We start from the raw sequence: 15,106 nt of genomic DNA, 5'->3' as shown, positions 1-15,106 counted from the left end.
CTCTTGGGCGGCGCGCCTAGTTCGACGCGCGGCGGTAGAAGGCCAGCGAGCCTGCCAGCGCCAGCAGCATGCCGCCGCACAGGCGGTCCAGCCACATCACGGCCCGCCCGCGCAGCAGCCGCGCGGCGCGTGATCCGGCGAAGGCGTAGGCCAGCATCACCAGGAAATCGATGAGCGCGAACACCAGCGCAATGGCGATGTACTGCGGCGCCTGGGCGGCCGCCGGGTCGATGAACTGGGGCAGCAGGGCCGAGCAGAACAGGTAGCCCTTGGGATTGGTCACGGCGACCAGGAACGACTTGAGCAGCACGGTGCGGGCGCTGTAGCCGTCGGCGCCGGCCTCTGCCTTGCCGTCACCCTGGGGTGCCGACAGCGATCCGCCCTGGCTGCGCAGCATGCGCAGGCCCAGCCAGGCCAGGTACGCCGCTCCCGCCCACTTGACCACCGAGAACCAGAACTCCGAGGCCGCCAGCAGCGCGCCCAGGCCCAGCGCGACAGCGCCGACCAGCACGAAGTCCGACAGCACGGCGCCCAGCATGCCCGGCAGGGCGCGGCGCACGCCGTGGCGCGAGCCATTGGCCAGGGCCAGCAGCACGGTGGGACCGGGGGTGATGATCGCGATCAGCGCGACCAGGGAGAAGACGAGCAGGGTGGCGAGGGTCATGTCGGCGAAGGCTCATGCGGTTGGCAACAGCCTGCCACTGTGCCAGCTTTGCCTGCCTTGCGCAGCCCCTGCCGACCCGGGGCAGGGCACACGGGGCGGGCAGGCGTCAGTCGCTGCCCACGCCGCCGGCGGCAAAGACCGGGCCGCGCGTGCCGGGCACCCAGCCCGGGTAGGTTTCCATCACTTCGGCGAACAGGGCCGAATCGATCCAGCGCTGCAGCCAGGCCTGCAGGTGCGGCCAGGGCTGCTCGTTCCATTGCGACTCGTCGATGCGCGCGTACTGGCGCACGAAGGGGCGCAGCGCCATGTCGGCCAGGCTGGGGTTCTGGCCGAACAGGTAGCCGGTGGCCTCCAGCTGGTCGTCCAGCTCGGCCAGCCAGGTCAGGGCATCGGCCTGGGCGTGGTTGACCTCTTCGGCCGTATAGCGCTCGGGGTACTTGCAGCGGTCCAGGGCGTGCTTGAAAAAGCCGTCGTTGCGCTCGATCAGCGCCAGCATGTCCTGCAGCGAGCCGCTGGTCGGTGCCAGCCAGCCGTCCGGGTCATTGGCGCGCAGCGCGTGCAGCATGACATCCAGGCTCTGCTCGATCACGCGGCCGTCCTCCAGCACCAGCACGGGCACCGTGCCCTTGGGCGATGCATCGAGCAGCGCCTGCGGCTTGTTGCGCAGGTTGATTTCGCGCAGCTCGCAGGCCAGGCCGGCATGGGCCAGCGCCAGGCGGGCGCGGATGGCGTAGGGGCAGCGGCGAAACGAGTAGAGAACCGGCAGGGTCTGGGTCATGGAGCGGGGACGGGGCTAGGGGCCAAAAGCGGCAGATGATAGCGCCGGGGCCAAAGTCGGGCGGCCTGCGGGTCTTGCCGCGGGCGTCCGTGGCTATTGCAGCTGCGCCAGCAGCCATTGCCTGAAGGTCTTGAGCGCCGCGCTGGGTGCGCGCGAGCGCAGGTGGGTCAGCCAGTAGGCGCCCGTGTCCACCTCCTGCTCGAAGGGGCGCACCAGCCGGCCCTGCTGCAGCAGGTGCTGGAACATGCGCGCCGGCAGCAGGGCCACGCCCGCGCCCTGGGCGGCCGCCTCGGCCAGCGTCAGCGAGGAGTCGAACATGGCCCCGCGCGCCAGCGGCGCGCTCTGGTCCAGCGTGGCGAACCAGCTCTCCCACTCCTGCAGGCGGTACGAGCGCAGCAGCGTCTGCCCGGCCAGGTCGGCCGGCTGGCGCAGGCGCTGGGCCAGGGCCGGGGTGCACATGGGCGTCAGCGGCGCGCGCAGCAGCAGCTCGGCGCGCGTGCCCTGCCAGGCGCCGTCGCCAAAGCGCACGGCCGCATCCAGCCCTTCGCCGGCCAGGTCCACGCGGTTGTTGTGCGTGAGCAGTCGCAGGTCGATGTAGGGGTGCTGCTGCTGGAACTGGCCCAGCCTGGGAATCAGCCAGCCGATGGCGAAGGTGCCGACCACGCCCACGGTGAGGACCTCGCGCGGGCGCGGTTCGGCCACCTGCTGCAGCGAATGCTCTATGCGCGCAAAGCTCTCGGCCACGGCAGGCCACAGCGCATGGCCCTCGTCGGTCAGCGCCAGGCCGCGCGGCAGGCGCCGGAACAGCGGCTTGCCCAGGCGCTCCTCCAGGTTGCGGATGTGCTGGCTGACGGCGGCCTGGGTCACGCACAGCTCGTCGGCCGCCCGCGTCAGGTTGAGATGGCGCGCGGCCGCATCGAACATGCGCAGGGCATTGAGGGGCAGTTGCATGGTGAGCCAATAGTTTTTCTAAGGGATGCTGCCAATTATTCACGCTGGTCGCAGCTTGGGCGCGGCGCTATCGTTGCGGTTGTCGATCTGCAACTGAAAAGGAAAAACAATGCAAAGACGCGATTTTCTGATGACGGGCGGCGCGGCCGCCTGGATGGTGACCGGGCTGGCCGGCTGCGCCCTGCCATCAAAAAAACAGGGGGCTGCGGACCAGGCCTTCAGGACGGAGCTGGCGCGCATCGAGAAAAGTGTGGGCGGCCGGCTCGGCGTGGCCGTGCTGGAGGCGGAGTCGGGCGCCAGCGTGGACCACCGCGGCGATGAGCGCTTTGTCATGTGCAGCACCTTCAAGCTGCTGCTGGCCGCCCAGGTGCTGGACCGCGTGCAGCAGGGCGATGAGCGCCTGTCGCGCCGCGTGCACTACGCCAGCTCCCGGCTGGTTCCCTACTCGCCGGCCAGCGGCCCGCGTGCCGGTGATGGCGGCGGCATGACCATCTCTGAGCTGTGCGAGGCCGCCGTGGTGCTCAGCGACAACACCGCAGCCAACCTGCTGCTGGACGCCAGCGGCGGCCCGCAGGCGCTGACGCAGTGGCTGCGCGCCAGCGGCGACGAGACCACGCGCCTGGACCGCATGGAGCCCGAGCTCAACGAAGGCCTGCCCGGCGACGAGCGCGACACCACCACGCCCCTGGCCATGGTGCAAAGCATGCAGCGCCTGCTGCTGGGATCGGTGCTGGACGGCCATGGCCGCGCCCTGCTGCAGCAGTGGCTGGTGGCCAGCCGCACGGGCGACAAGCGCCTGCGCGCGGGCATGCCGGCCGGCTGGCGCGTGGGTGGAAAGACGGGCACCGGCGATCGCGGCACGGCCAACGATGCCGTCATCGCCTGGCCCACGCCGCAAAGCGCACCGCTGCTGGTGACGGGCTACCTCACCGAATGCCCGGCCGACGCGCCGCAGCGCGATGCGGCGCTGGCAGCGGCCGGCAAGGCGGCCGCACGCTGGCAGGCAGCAGTGCAAGGCTGAGTTGCGCCACCATGTCGCTTGATTTGGGCGATTTCAAAAAAATTGGCGCGGCCTGAAGACGAGAGACACCGAGGAAGGGCCTGGGCCGGCCGCGCCGCCCCCGCACCGAGGGTGTCGCCGGCCGCCCGTATGCCCCCCTCGTGAGGGGGAAGGCGCACAGCGCCTCAGGGGGTTACAACTTCTTGACCAGGACCTGACTTTTGCGGTCCCAGTTGTACTTGGCCTTGCGCGCCTCGGGCAGCCAGTCGGGGTCCACGGGCTGGAAGCCGCGCTTGATGAACCAGTGCATGGTGCGCGTGGTCAGCACGAACAGGCTGTCCAGGCCCTGGGCCTTGGCGCGCTGCTCTATGCGCTTGAGCAGCTTCTCGCCATCGCCCGTGCCCTGGCTCTTGGGCGAGACGGTGACGGCCGCCATCTCGGCCGTCCTGGCGCTGGGATAGGGGTAGAGCGCGGCGCAGCCGAAGATCACGCCATCGTGTTCGATGATGGTGTAGTGGGCGATGTCGCGCTCGATCTCGGTGCGGCTGCGCTTGACCAGGGTGCCGTCCTTCTCGAAGGGCTCGATCAGCTGGATGATGCCGGCCACGTCGTCGGGCGTGGCCTCGCGCAGCTCTTCCAGCTTCTCGTCGATGATCATGGTGCCGATGCCGTCGTGCACATAGATCTCCAGCAGCAGCGCGCCGTCGATGGCGAAGGGCAGGATGTGGCTGCGCTCCACGCCGTGCTCGCAGGCATGCACGCAGTGCTGCAGGTAAAAGCCCGTGTCCGTGGGCTGCTCGGGCGTGGGCAGCTCGGCCAGCATGCGGCGGGCCGTGGCCAGCGGCAGCTCGGTGTCGATGGGGTTGGTCTCATCGGCCGGGCCCGTGGGGTCCATGCGGATGCCCGGCACCTCGGTCATGAAGATCAGCTTGTCGGCCTTCAGCTCGATGGCCACGCGCGTGGCCACCTCTTCCATGCTCAGGTTGAAGGCCTCGCCGGTGGGCGAGAAGCCGAAGGGCGACATCAGCACCATGGCATCCATGTCCAGGGCGCTGCGGATGCCGCTGACATCGACCTTGCGCACCAGGCCCGAATGCTTGAAATCCACGCCGTCCACGATGCCCACGGGCCGCGCCGTGAGGAAGTTGCCCGAGATCACCCGCACCCGCGCGCCGGCCATGGGCGTGTTGGGCAGGCCCTGGCTGAAGGCGGCCTCGATCTCGTAGCGCAGCTGGCCAGCGGCTTCCTGGGCGCAGTCCAGCGCCACGGAGTCGGTGATGCGCACGCCGCGCGAGTACTGGGCCTCATGGCCCTTGGCGGCAAGCTGTTCGTTGACCTGGGGACGGAAGCCATGGACCAGCACGATCTTCACGCCCATGGCCTGGATCATGGCCAGGTCCTGGACGATGGAGCTGAGCTTGCCCGATGCGATGGCCTCGCCCGTCAGTCCCACCACAAAGGTCTGGTGTCGGAACTTGTGGATATAGGGAGCCACGGACCGGAACCAGGGGACGAAGGTGAAGTTGAAGACGGTGGACATGGTGGTCAGTCGGGGCATCGGGCCGATGCCGGGCAGAAAAAAAAGGCCTGCGGACAGGTCCGCCAGGACATGCTCGCGCAGGCAGGCGCCAGTGTAGCGGCATGGCGCGGCACCTGCGCACAGAAATGGGATGGAACGCCACGCAAATCGGCCCTGCTGCACGGTGCCGGGGGCACAAGGCACAGGACCTTGTCCGACGGGGGCCCGCCTGCAAGCCCGTGTAAGCTTCGCCACCATCGGTGAACCACGCAAGGCGCCCCCATTCATGCCATTGAGCGCTTCCATGTTTTTTCCGTTGCTTGCGCGGCCCGCGCGCCTTGTGCCGTGGCTGGCGGCGCTGGGCATGGTCGCAGGGGCGGCCCAGGCTGCAGGGGAGGCTCCGGCCTTCCAGGCTGCCGCCGCGATGAGCTTCGTGCAGGCCCGCCAGGCGCTGCTGCAGGGCTCCGACCAGCTGGCCGCCTCGGCCAAGGCCGTGGAAAGCGCGCGGCTCAGACGCCAGGGTACGCAGGGGCTGGGCGGGCCTTCCGTGGCCATCACGGGCCTGGGCTACCGCTACTCGGCCAATGCCGACATCGATCTCGATCCTGCGCGGCGCACCCTGGACGGCGTCCTCGGCCAGCTGCCGCCCTCGGTGGGGCCGGCCATTCCCTCGCTGCCGCAACTGCCCACCTCCTATGCCTTGCAGCGCAAGAGCACGAATGCCTCGGCCAGCCTGTCCCTGGTCTGGCCGCTGTACCTGGGCGGCCTGTCCGATGCGGTGCGCAGTGGCCTGGACGCTGCCACCGACGAAGCCCTGGCCGATGCCGCCAGCAGCAGCCACGCCCTGCATTCGCTGCTGGTGCAGCGCTACTTCGGCGCCCAGCTGGCCGAGCGGGCCGCACGGCTGCGCGAGCGTGCGCTTGAGGGCGTGCGCGTGCATGACGCGGCCGCGCAAAGCATGCTCAAGGCGGGCGTGATCTCCCGGCTGGAGCGCCTGCAGGCCCGTGCCGCGCTGGCCGACGCCGAGCAGCAGGCGCGCAAATCGCGCGACGACGCAGACCTGGCCGCAGCGGCGCTGGCGCGCACGGTCAAGGCGCAGCGGCAGGTGCTGCCCAGCACGCCGCTGTTCGTCAGCAGCCGGCCTTTGCCGCCGCTGGACGGCTTTGTCGCCGCGGCCCAGTCGCACCATCCGGGTCTGGACAAGGTCCAGGCCAAGAAGCGCCAGGCGGAGTCCCTGCACGACGCCCAGGAGGCGCTGCGCCGGCCGCAGCTGCTGGCCTTCGGTTCGCGCGAGGTCAACACCAGCGGCAAGCCCAACTGGGTGGCAGGCGTGGCCGTGCGCTGGACGCTGTGGGACAGCATCGACCGCGATGCGCTGGCCGCCTCCTCGCAGCGCAAGATCGAGCAGGCCGAGCTGACCCAAGCCCAGGCGCTCAGCGACATCGCGCTGCTGGTCGAGAAGAACTGGCTGGGCGTGGAGCAGGCACGCCGCCAGTACCAGGCCCAGCAGGCCCAGGAGGATCTTGCTCGCGAGCTGCTGCGGCTGCGCGAGGCCGGCCTGCGGGAAGGCACCAGCACCACGCTGGACCTGATCGATGCCAGCCTCAATCTCGCCAAGGTCCAGACCCAGCGTGCCGAACTGGCCAACCAGTATGTGCAGGCCCTGGCCGCACTGCTGGAGAGCACGGGCCAGAGCGAGGAATTCGACCGATTCATGGCCCAGGCCGACATACAGATCCCACCCGACGCACCATGAGCACAGCCACGCCCGATCATCCCCGCAGCGCCACCGAAGCACCCGGCCCCGCGCCCGTGCCGCCGGGGCGCAGGCGCCCCTGGCTGGCCCTGGCCATCGTGCTGGCCGTGCTGCTGCTCGTGGCCTGGGGCTTTTGGCGTGCGGCGCAGCCCGCCCCCCTGTATTTCCAGGGCCAGATGGAGGCACGCGAGACCGACATCGCGCCCAAGGTCACGGCGCGCATCGCCAAGGTGCGGGTCACCGAAGGCCAGAAGATCCAGCCCGGCGATCTGCTGGTGGAGATGGATAGCCCCGAGGTGCGCGCCAAGCTGGCCCAGGCCGAGGCCGCGCGCGATGCCGCCCAGGCCCAGGCCGACAAGGCGCAGGCCGGCGCACGCCCGCAGGAAGTGCAGATGGCGCGCCTGAACTGGCAGCGCGCCCAGACGGCCGCCGACCTGGCCCAGACCTCGCTGCGCCGCGTGCAAAGCCTGTTCGACCAGGGACTGGTTGCGGCCCAGAAGCGCGATGAAGCCGATGCCAACTGGCGCGCCTCGCGCGACCAGGCGCTGGCTGCGCGCGCGCAATATGAAATGGCGGCTTCGGGCGCGCGCCAGGAGGATCGCAGTGCCGCCCAGGCCCAGGCACGCCAGGTGCAGGGCGTGGTCGCCGAGGTGGAGGCCGCGCGTGCCGAGACCGAGCTGCGCAGCCCCGTGGGCGGCGAGGTGGTCCAGGTGCTGGCCCGCCAGGGCGAGCTGTCCCCGCAGGGCGTGGCCGTGGTCACCGTGGTGGACCTGGCCGACCAGTGGGTGGTGCTCAATGTGCGCGAGGACCAGCTTGCACGCTTTGCCCAGGGCAGCCGCTTCACCGGCCGCCTGCCGGGCCTGGACAACCGCGAGGCCGGCTTCGAGGTCTACTACCTGGGTGTGCTGCCCGACTTCGCCACCTGGCGCGCGACGCGCGCCGGCCAGGGCTTCGATGCGCGCACCTTCGAGGTCCGCGCGCGGCCGCAGCAGCCCATTGCAGGCGCGCGGCCCGGCATGAGCGTGGTCGTGGAAGGCGGCCGTTGAGCGGCCGGCGGCAGTGAGCGCGAACCCGCCCACGGCCTTTGCCGCCAGCCTGCGGCGCGAATGGCGTCTGCTGCGCGGACGGCCCTGGGACCTGGCCATGGTCAGCTGGGTGCCGCTGCTGGCGCTGCTGCTCATGGTCTGGATCTTCTCGGCAGGCCTGGTCCAGCGCCTGCCCGTCGCTGTCTGGGACCAGGACCACAGCGCCCTGTCGCGCCAGCTGGTGCGCATGCTGGATGCCACGCCGGGCCTGGCCGTGCAGTCGCAGGCGCTCAATGCCTCGGAGGCGCAATGGGCGCTGCAGTCCATGAATGCCTATGCCGTGGTGCAGATCCCGCCCGGCTTTGCGCGCGACATCAAGCGGGGCCAGGGGGCCGACGTGGTGCTCATGCACAACGCCCAGCTGGCCACGCATTCCAGCCTGATCCAGCGCGACCTGCGTCAGGTGGTGGGAACGCTGTCGGCCGGCGTGGAAATGCAGGCCCGTGCCAAGCGCGGCGACCCGGCCCAGGCGCTGCGCGTGCGCATGGAGCCCATACGCACCAACCTGGTGTCGCTGTTCAACATCTCCGCCAATTACGAGCAGTTCCTGGCGGCGGCGCTGATTCCCGCGCTGCTGCACATCCTGGGCATGACGGCCGGCGCCTGGTCCGTGGGGCGCGAGCTGCGCGACCGCACGCTGGGCCAGTGGATGGCCGAGGCTGCGGGCCCGGGAAAGCCCGGCTGGAGCGCCATTGCGGGCGCCTTGGCGGGCAAGCTGGCGCTGTCCTGGGCCAGCCTGGGCCTGGGCGGTACGCTGGCCATGCTGTGGCTCACGGCCGGACGGGGCTGGCATCCGGGGCAGGGCGCTGCCAGCCTGGCCTGGGTGGCGCTGGCCCTGCTGCTGCTGATCGCCGTGAGCCTGGCGGCGGGGGCGCTGCTGGCGGCGCTCACGCTGTCGCTGCGCACGGCGCTGTCGGGCGCGGGCCTGCTGTCGGCGCCGGCCTTTGCGTTCAGCGGCGTGGGTTTTCCGCTGCTGGCCATGCCGGATTCGGCACGTGCCTGGGCCCTGTCCATGCCCTATACCCACTATGCGCGGCTGCAGATAGAGCAGCTGCAGATGGGCGCGCCCATCGTGCAGAGCCTGCCCGTGGTGGCCGGGCTATTGCTGGCCGCGCTGGTGTTGCTGCTGCTGGCCACGGCAGGCCTGGCGCGCGGCCTTTCCCGCCCCGACAAATGGGGAGGGCGCTGAGATGGCCAGGGGCTTTGCGCAAGACTTCATCAGCGCCCTGCGTGCCGTGTTCGGCGACGTGGGCGTGCTCATGCTGCTGGTGGGCGCACCCGTGCTCTACGGCTTCTTCTATCCCTGGTTCTATGGGCAGGAGGTCGTGCAGCGCGTGCCCGTGGCCGTGGTGCAGCACGACGGCAGCGGCCTGGCACGCCAGATGCTGCGCTTTGCCCAGGCCAGCCCGCGCATCGAGGTGACCCTGGTCACGGGCGACGAGGCCCAGGCGCAGCAGGCCCTGCTGGATGGCCGCGTCATGGGCTACGCGCTGCTGCCGCGCGACCTCAAGCGCCGCGTGGTGCGCAGCGAAGAGGCCGTGGTCCCTGTCTATCCCAACGGTGCCTACCCGCTGGCCGCCAAGCAGGTGCAGTACGGTTTTGCCGAAGCCTTCGGCACGGTCTCGGCAGGCGTGGAGCTGCGGCGCCTGACGGCCGGCGGACAGAGCGCATTGCAGGCCCAGGCCAGCCGCTCGCCCGTCAACCTGCAGATGCAGGCCCTGTTCAATCCGACGGAAGGCTACGGCAGCTTCGTCGTCGCCGCCGTGGCCATCATCATCCTGCAGCAGACGCTGCTCATGGGCGGCGCGCTGCTGGTGGGAACCTGGCGCGAGCAGGGATTGGACCGGGCGCCGGCACGCACCTGGCTGGCGCGGCTGCTGGCGCTGTGCACGCTGGGCTGGCTCTCGGGCCTGTACTACTTCGGCTGGATCTTCGTCTGGCACGACTATCCACGCGGCGGCAATCCCTGGGGTGCGCTGGCGCTGCTGGCCGTCTTCGTCCCGGCTGTGGCGGGAGCGGCGGCGCTGCTGGGCTGGTGGCTGGCCAACCGTGAGCGCGCCATGCAGGTGGTGCTGTTCACCTCCATCCCGCTGGCCTTCGTCGGCGGCTTCAGCTGGCCGGCCGAAGCCCTGCCGCAACTGCTGCAGGCGCTGCGCTGGCTGTCGCCCAGCACGGCGGCCATCCAGGCCTCGCTGCGACTGAACCAGGCCGGCGCGCCGCTGGAGGCGGCGCTATGGCATCTGTCCGTGCTGCTGGCCCTGGCGCTGCTGGGCTGGGTGGCCGTGCTCTGGCTGGGCAGCCGCCGTGCGGACCTGCCCGGGGATGGCCGCAAGTAGACCGATGCTGCGTCCAGCACAGGTCCGCCTTGGCGGGTCCCATCATGGGTTGGACGGCGCCGCTCAGTCGCAGCGAATCGTGTCGCCTTCCAGCACGCAGATCAGCCCGTTGTAGGCGGTCAAGGTGTCGCGATACCGGCGATAGAGGTTGCCTTTGATGTCGAAGCAGCTGTCTGCCTTGCACCGGTCGAGCTTTACGGTGCGGGTGCCCGCTGGAGGGGTCAGGACAATCTTGGGTGGCTCCTGGAGCAAGGGCATATTCGTGCCGCAGGATGCGTTCACGTTGGAGATCTGCGCATTCATGCGCATGCGCTTTTCGCCTTCGGAGAGGCTGCGGATGCTGGAGAGGAATTCCAGCTCCTTGCGAGCCTGGCTGCAGCCCGGGGAGGCTGATGCAGGCGTGGGCTGCTGCGCCTGCTGGTCGATCATGCGCTGCTGGCTATCGATCTGGCGCCGCTGTGCTTCAGCGGCCTGCTGGCGGTATTTGCGCTCGTTGGCCTGCGCGGCCTCGGCGCGCTCCTGGAGAATCTCCGCATCCGTCTTTCGGCGCTCGATCATGCCGCCGACTTGCGCGCTGCTGCATGGACGGTCGGAGAAATTCATTTCTCCGGATGGATCCTTGCATTGATAAATCTGCGCCATGGCTGGAACTGCGAATGTCAGGCCGCACAACAGTGCAATGGCTTCACGCATGGATTCTCTCCACAAGAGGTATGGACCACGATTTTCGATGGCCTGGCATGGCGTCCGTTCCGACATGCGCTTCACACTTCAGGCCGGCGCGCCCGCGCCGCGACCCCGTCCCTGCATGGCCAGCATCAGCAGCACCACGCCCACGATGGGCAGCAGCCAGGTGTTGATGCCGTCCCAGCCGGCCGTGTGCAGCAGCTGGCCCGAGCCGAACGAGGCCACGGCCACGGTGCCGAAGACCAGGAAATCGTTGAGCGCCTGCACCTTGGCGCGCTCTGCGGGCCGGTAGCACTCGGTGACCATGGCCGTGGCGCCGATGAAGCCGAAGTTCCAGCCCACGCCCAGCAGCACCAGGGAGCCCCAGAAGTGCAGCAGCTCCAGCCCCATCAGCGCCATCAGGGCCGAGGCCGCGATCATCACCAGCCCCAGCGCCGTGATGCGGCGCTTGCCGAAGCGCGCGATCAGCCGGCCCGTGAAGAAGCTGGGTGCGAACATGGCCAGCACATGCCACTGGATGCCCAGCGCCGCCTCGCCCACCGTGTGGCCGCAGCCCACCATGGCCATGGGCGCGGCCGTCATCAGAAAGGCCATGAGGCCGTAGCTGACCACGCCGGCCGAAGCCGCCACGATGAACTGCGGCGTGCGCGCAATCTCGGCCAGCGGCCGGGCCTCGCCCGCCACGGCGCGGGCCTGGGGCGGCGGCAGCTTCAGGCCCAGCAGCAGCGGCAGGGCCAGCAGGGCGAGCACGGCCTGGCTGTAGAAGCTGCCGGCGAACGGCGTCATGGGCAGGGCGTCGCGCGTCCAGATCACCACCTGCGGGCCGATGATGGCCGCGATCAGCCCGCCGATCATCACGCGCGAGATGGCGCGAGCCTGCTCGGCGGGGTCGGTCATGGCGTCGGTGGCCGCGAAGCGGTAGCTCTGCACGCAGGCCGCGTAAAAGCCCGCCAGCGCCGTGCCGATGCAGAAGGTCACGAAATCGGAGTGCGCAATGCCCTGGGCGGCGATCACGCCCGAGACCACGCCCAGGATGGCGCCCAGCACATAGGCCGTGCGCCGCCCCATGCGCTGCATCAGCCAGGCCGCAGGCAGCGTGGACAGCGCCAGGCCCAACTGGTAGATGCTGACCGGCAGCGTGGTGGCCGTGGGATTGGTGGACAGCTGCTGCCCTACCAGGCCGCCCAGCGAAATGATGATGGGTGGCGACGCGCCCCCCAGCGATTGCGCGGCCACGAGCAGGCCGAGGTTGCGGCGCTGCAGCGCTGGAGTGTGTTGTTCTGGTGTCATGGCTTGTGCGGCGGAAAGACCGCATCTTCACCGAAAAGCATGAGGGCTGGGTTAAGCGTTGTTCCGTGTGCCAGCCCTGTCCAGGCGCTGCTGGAGCAGGGATTTGCTGTACGCCTCCTGGAAGATCTGGTGGATCAGCTCCCTGAACCATTTGTGCCCCGCGTCATGGTCGTTGCGCGGATGCCAGACGGCGTCGATGGACAGGGCCAGCTCGGGCAGGGGCATGGGGCGCGCCACGCAGTTGGAGCCGGACAGCACGCTGTGCATCCAGTGCGCGGGCATGGCGGCCACCAGGTCGGTGGATTCGATGACGGGCACCATGCCCAGCCAGGTGGGCACCTGGAACATCACGCGCCGCGCCAGCCCGCGCTCGGCCAGGAGCTCGTCCACGATGCTGCTGCCCACGCCCGTGACCTTCAGGTGGCCTTGCTCCAGGTATTTTTCCAGCGTGAGCGGGGAGGCGGCGGCCGGATGGTCCTTGCGCATCAGCACCATCCACTGGTCGTCCAGCAGGCGCCGTGACGCCGACAGCACCGAGCGCCCGCGCGAGACGGAAAGGCGGATTTCCACGCCTTCGTACTCGACGCGGTCCGAGGGCTGGCGGCCGTCGAAGGACTGCACCGACAGGCTGATGCCCGGCGCCACGGCGCGCAGATGGATGCACAGCTGCGGCAGCAGCAGCACGCCCACGTAGTCGGACAGGCGCAGATGGAAGTTGCGCCGCGCCGTGGCAGGGTCGAAGGCGCCGCTGACTTCGATGGCGCTTTCGATCTCGCTGAAGGCCTTGCGGAAGCTGCGCGCCAGGCGCACGGCCTCGGGCGTGGGCGCCATGCCTTCGGCCGTGCGCAGCAGCAGCGGGTCGTTGAACTGGGTGCGCAGCCGGCGCAGCGCATGGCTGACGGCCGAGGAGGTGATGCCCAGCCGCGCGGCGGCCTTGCCCACGCTGCGTTCTTCCACCAGGGCCTCGAAGATCACCAGCAGGTTGAGGTCGATGCTGCGCAGGTTGACCGGAGCCCGGGGCGCGCCGTCTGCATGTTGAATACTGTTCATTTTGATGATGACAAAGATGAGCTTGACTGAATTTTACGTGCGTCACGACAATGCACCAGCTTTGAAATGAATGCCCATGAATTCACCCAGTTTCAACCGCTGTGCCGGTGATTGCGACGCAGCAGAAAATCCAGCGGAACAATATCTGTTTCCAGAAAATTCCTGCGATACCCATTTCCATGTATTTGGTCGTTCCGATGATTTTCCGTTGATTGCGGAACGCGCCTATACACCGGCTGTCGCGTCCATGGACGGTTATTGGAAGGCCTTTCGCCCATTGGGCGTGGACCGCTGCGTTCTGGTCCAGCCCAGCGTGTATGGCTGCGATCACGGCCTTCTCAAGCAGACGCTGCGCCATGCCGAGGCGGGCCGCATGCGGGGCGTGGCCGTGATCTACGAGGACACGCCGGATACAGAGATCGAAGCGCTGCACGCCCTGGGCGTGCGGGGCGCACGGTGCAATGCGCTGTTTTCGGGCGGGGTCTCCGTCTCCAGCCTGCGGGCCGTGGCCGACCGCATCCGGGGCCTGGGCTGGCATGTGCAATTGCTGGTGAACGTGGATGAAGACCCTGGCCTGGCGCAGCGCGTGGCCGACATGGGCGTGGCCGTGGTGGTGGATCACTTCGGCCACCCGTCGCGCCAGCTGGGCGCCGGCGGGCCGGGCAGCCGCAACCTGCAGGCGCTGATGAAGGAAGGCCGGGCCTGGGTGAAGTTCTCGGGCGCCTACCGGATATCGGCAACGGCATCGGCCGTGGACCCGGCCGTGGTTCCCATTGCACATGCCCTGGTGCAGGCCAATCCGCACCGGATCGTATGGGGGTCGGACTGGCCGCATCCCGGAATAAAGGCCCGTTCGAATTCCGCTGGCGAATTGGCGCGGGCATTGGTGGATTGGGTTCCAGAGGAATACAGGCACACGGTATTGGTCGATAACCCCGCGCGCCTGTATTGGGGTCATTGATTTTCAAATAGCAGGAGACAGAGAAAATGAATCGAATCACATCGGGCCGCAGAGGCTTTATCCGCACGGCGGTATCTTTCGCGGCGCTGGCTGCGGCATCGGCTGCATCGGCAGTGCAGGCGCGCGCATTTCCGGCCAAGCCGCTCACGCTGGTCGTGCCCTTTGCGCCGGGCGGCAACGTGGACATCGTGGCCCGCACGCTGGGCATTCCGCTGGCCCGGCATGCGGGGCAGTCCGTGATCGTGGACAACCGTGCGGGCGGCGGTGGTGCCGTGGGTTCGGGCTGGGTGGCGCGCGCCGAGCCGGACGGGCATACGCTGCTGGTGGCCACGCCGGGCCAGTTGGGCACCTTGCCCGAGATGATCAAGCTGCCCTACCGCGCCGACAGCTTTGCGCCCATTGCCGTGGTCAGCCGCACGCCCGTGGTCGTGGTGGTGCGCGCCAACGACGCGCGCTTCAAGACCGCTGCCGATTTCATCAAGGCGATGAAGGCCAAGGATGGTAGCGTGACCGTGGGCCATGCCGGCCCGGGCTCGCCCAATCACCTGGCCGTGCTGCAGCTGGAAGATGCGGTGAAGGTGCGCGTCAATCCCGTGCCCTACAAGGGATCGGGGCCGGCCCTGGTCGATTTGATCGGCGGGCAGATCGACGCCGTGGTGGACCAGATCACCAGCTCCACGCCGCATATCAAGAGCGGCGCCCTGCGCGCGCTGTTCGTGCTGGGGCCGCGCGCCGGGGGCGGGCTGGCCGATGTGCCCGACCTGGCCCAGCTGGGCCTGCCGGTGTTCGATGCCACCACCTTCGTGGGCGTGTTCGCGCCCAAGGGTGCGCCCACGGCCAGCGTGGACAGCCTGTATGGCTGGATCTCCCAGTCTGTGGCCGACCCGGAGTTCAGCCGCCTGATCCGCGAGCTGGGCAGCGAGCCCTTCCCGGCCAGCGCGGCTGTGCTGCAGCGCCTGGTCAGCGAAGAAGCCGCGCTGGCGGCGCGGCTGACCCGGCAGGGGCGCCTGCGCGCGGAGTAGCCGCCGC

Annotated in this window: 14 protein-coding genes; 7 read left to right on the top strand and 7 right to left on the bottom strand. The window is 69.3% G+C overall.

All coding sequences use genetic code 11. The features are described from left to right. Window positions 1-16: 16 nt before the first annotated feature. From GRX31_RS15760 to GRX31_RS15750, 3 genes are all read right to left on the bottom strand, one after another. Window positions 17-664, bottom strand: a complete 648-nt coding sequence (locus GRX31_RS15760; protein WP_016453272.1) for a LysE family translocator — start codon at window positions 662-664, stop codon at window positions 17-19. A gap of 106 nt (window positions 665-770) precedes the next feature. Then, a complete protein-coding gene (locus tag GRX31_RS15755) occupies window positions 771-1,442 on the bottom strand; it encodes a glutathione S-transferase (RefSeq protein WP_016453271.1) in 672 nt (223 codons plus the stop codon). 93 nt (window positions 1,443-1,535) lie between these two features. Continuing rightward, window positions 1,536-2,393, bottom strand: coding sequence for a LysR family transcriptional regulator (locus GRX31_RS15750; protein ID WP_012206374.1), 858 nt, complete (start codon window positions 2,391-2,393; stop codon window positions 1,536-1,538). Window positions 2,394-2,502: 109 nt separating this feature from the next. On the opposite strand from GRX31_RS15750, the gene bla reads away from it, so the two are divergent. Next, window positions 2,503-3,414 carry a class A beta-lactamase gene (gene bla / locus GRX31_RS15745; protein WP_160853533.1) on the top strand — a complete coding sequence of 304 codons (912 nt, stop codon included), beginning with the start codon at window positions 2,503-2,505 and terminating at the stop codon, window positions 3,412-3,414. A 172-nt stretch (window positions 3,415-3,586) separates the two neighbouring features. Here the strand turns inward: bla and argA are convergent, their stop codons facing one another. Beyond that, on the bottom strand, window positions 3,587-4,933 hold the full coding sequence (gene argA, locus GRX31_RS15740) for an amino-acid N-acetyltransferase (RefSeq protein WP_012206372.1): 1,347 nt from the start codon (window positions 4,931-4,933) through the stop codon (window positions 3,587-3,589). A 283-nt stretch (window positions 4,934-5,216) separates the two neighbouring features. Here argA and GRX31_RS15735 point away from each other — a divergent pair, with 283 nt between their 5' ends. The 4 genes from GRX31_RS15735 to GRX31_RS15720 are packed head-to-tail and all read left to right on the top strand — an operon-like array spanning window position 5,217 to window position 10,089. Continuing rightward, complete coding sequence (locus GRX31_RS15735) at window positions 5,217-6,668, top strand: TolC family protein (RefSeq protein ID WP_160853531.1); 1,452 nt, start codon at window positions 5,217-5,219, stop codon at window positions 6,666-6,668. Further along, complete coding sequence (locus tag GRX31_RS15730) at window positions 6,665-7,714, top strand: HlyD family secretion protein (RefSeq protein WP_016448246.1); 1,050 nt, start codon at window positions 6,665-6,667, stop codon at window positions 7,712-7,714. The genes GRX31_RS15735 and GRX31_RS15730 overlap by 4 nt, the downstream gene beginning before the upstream one ends. 13 nt (window positions 7,715-7,727) lie before the next feature. Next, window positions 7,728-8,942 (top strand): ABC transporter permease, encoded by a 1,215-nt coding sequence (locus tag GRX31_RS15725; RefSeq protein WP_160853529.1) that lies wholly within the window; start codon window positions 7,728-7,730, stop codon window positions 8,940-8,942. Window position 8,943: 1 nt separating this feature from the next. Continuing rightward, window positions 8,944-10,089: an ABC transporter permease gene (locus tag GRX31_RS15720; protein WP_160853527.1), complete on the top strand. Its 1,146-nt coding sequence runs from the start codon at window positions 8,944-8,946 to the stop codon at window positions 10,087-10,089. A 63-nt stretch (window positions 10,090-10,152) separates the two neighbouring features. Here GRX31_RS15720 and GRX31_RS15715 read toward each other — a convergent pair whose 3' ends face one another. From GRX31_RS15715 to GRX31_RS15705, 3 genes are all read right to left on the bottom strand, one after another. After that, window positions 10,153-10,782, bottom strand: a complete 630-nt coding sequence (locus GRX31_RS15715) for a DUF4124 domain-containing protein (protein WP_160853525.1) — start codon at window positions 10,780-10,782, stop codon at window positions 10,153-10,155. Window positions 10,783-10,860: 78 nt separating this feature from the next. Beyond that, window positions 10,861-12,066 (bottom strand): MFS transporter, encoded by a 1,206-nt coding sequence (locus GRX31_RS15710; protein WP_016448243.1) that lies wholly within the window; start codon window positions 12,064-12,066, stop codon window positions 10,861-10,863. A gap of 51 nt (window positions 12,067-12,117) precedes the next feature. Further along, window positions 12,118-13,116 (bottom strand): LysR family transcriptional regulator, encoded by a 999-nt coding sequence (locus GRX31_RS15705; RefSeq protein WP_160853523.1) that lies wholly within the window; start codon window positions 13,114-13,116, stop codon window positions 12,118-12,120. Window positions 13,117-13,186: 70 nt separating this feature from the next. Between GRX31_RS15705 and GRX31_RS15700 the strand changes: the two genes are divergently transcribed. Both GRX31_RS15700 and GRX31_RS15695 read left to right on the top strand, forming a co-directional pair. Continuing rightward, on the top strand, window positions 13,187-14,077 hold the full coding sequence (locus GRX31_RS15700; protein WP_160853521.1) for an amidohydrolase family protein: 891 nt from the start codon (window positions 13,187-13,189) through the stop codon (window positions 14,075-14,077). Between the two features lie 26 nt (window positions 14,078-14,103). After that, window positions 14,104-15,099, top strand: coding sequence for a tripartite tricarboxylate transporter substrate binding protein (locus GRX31_RS15695; protein ID WP_013801717.1), 996 nt, complete (start codon window positions 14,104-14,106; stop codon window positions 15,097-15,099). The last annotated feature ends 7 nt before the right edge of the window (window positions 15,100-15,106 follow it).

Source organism: Delftia sp. CH05 (assembly GCF_009827015.1).
GTDB lineage: Bacteria > Pseudomonadota > Gammaproteobacteria > Burkholderiales > Burkholderiaceae_C > Comamonas > Comamonas tsuruhatensis.
Note: the sequence above shows the minus strand (reverse complement) of the source record. Positions and strands in the feature narration are given on the sequence as shown.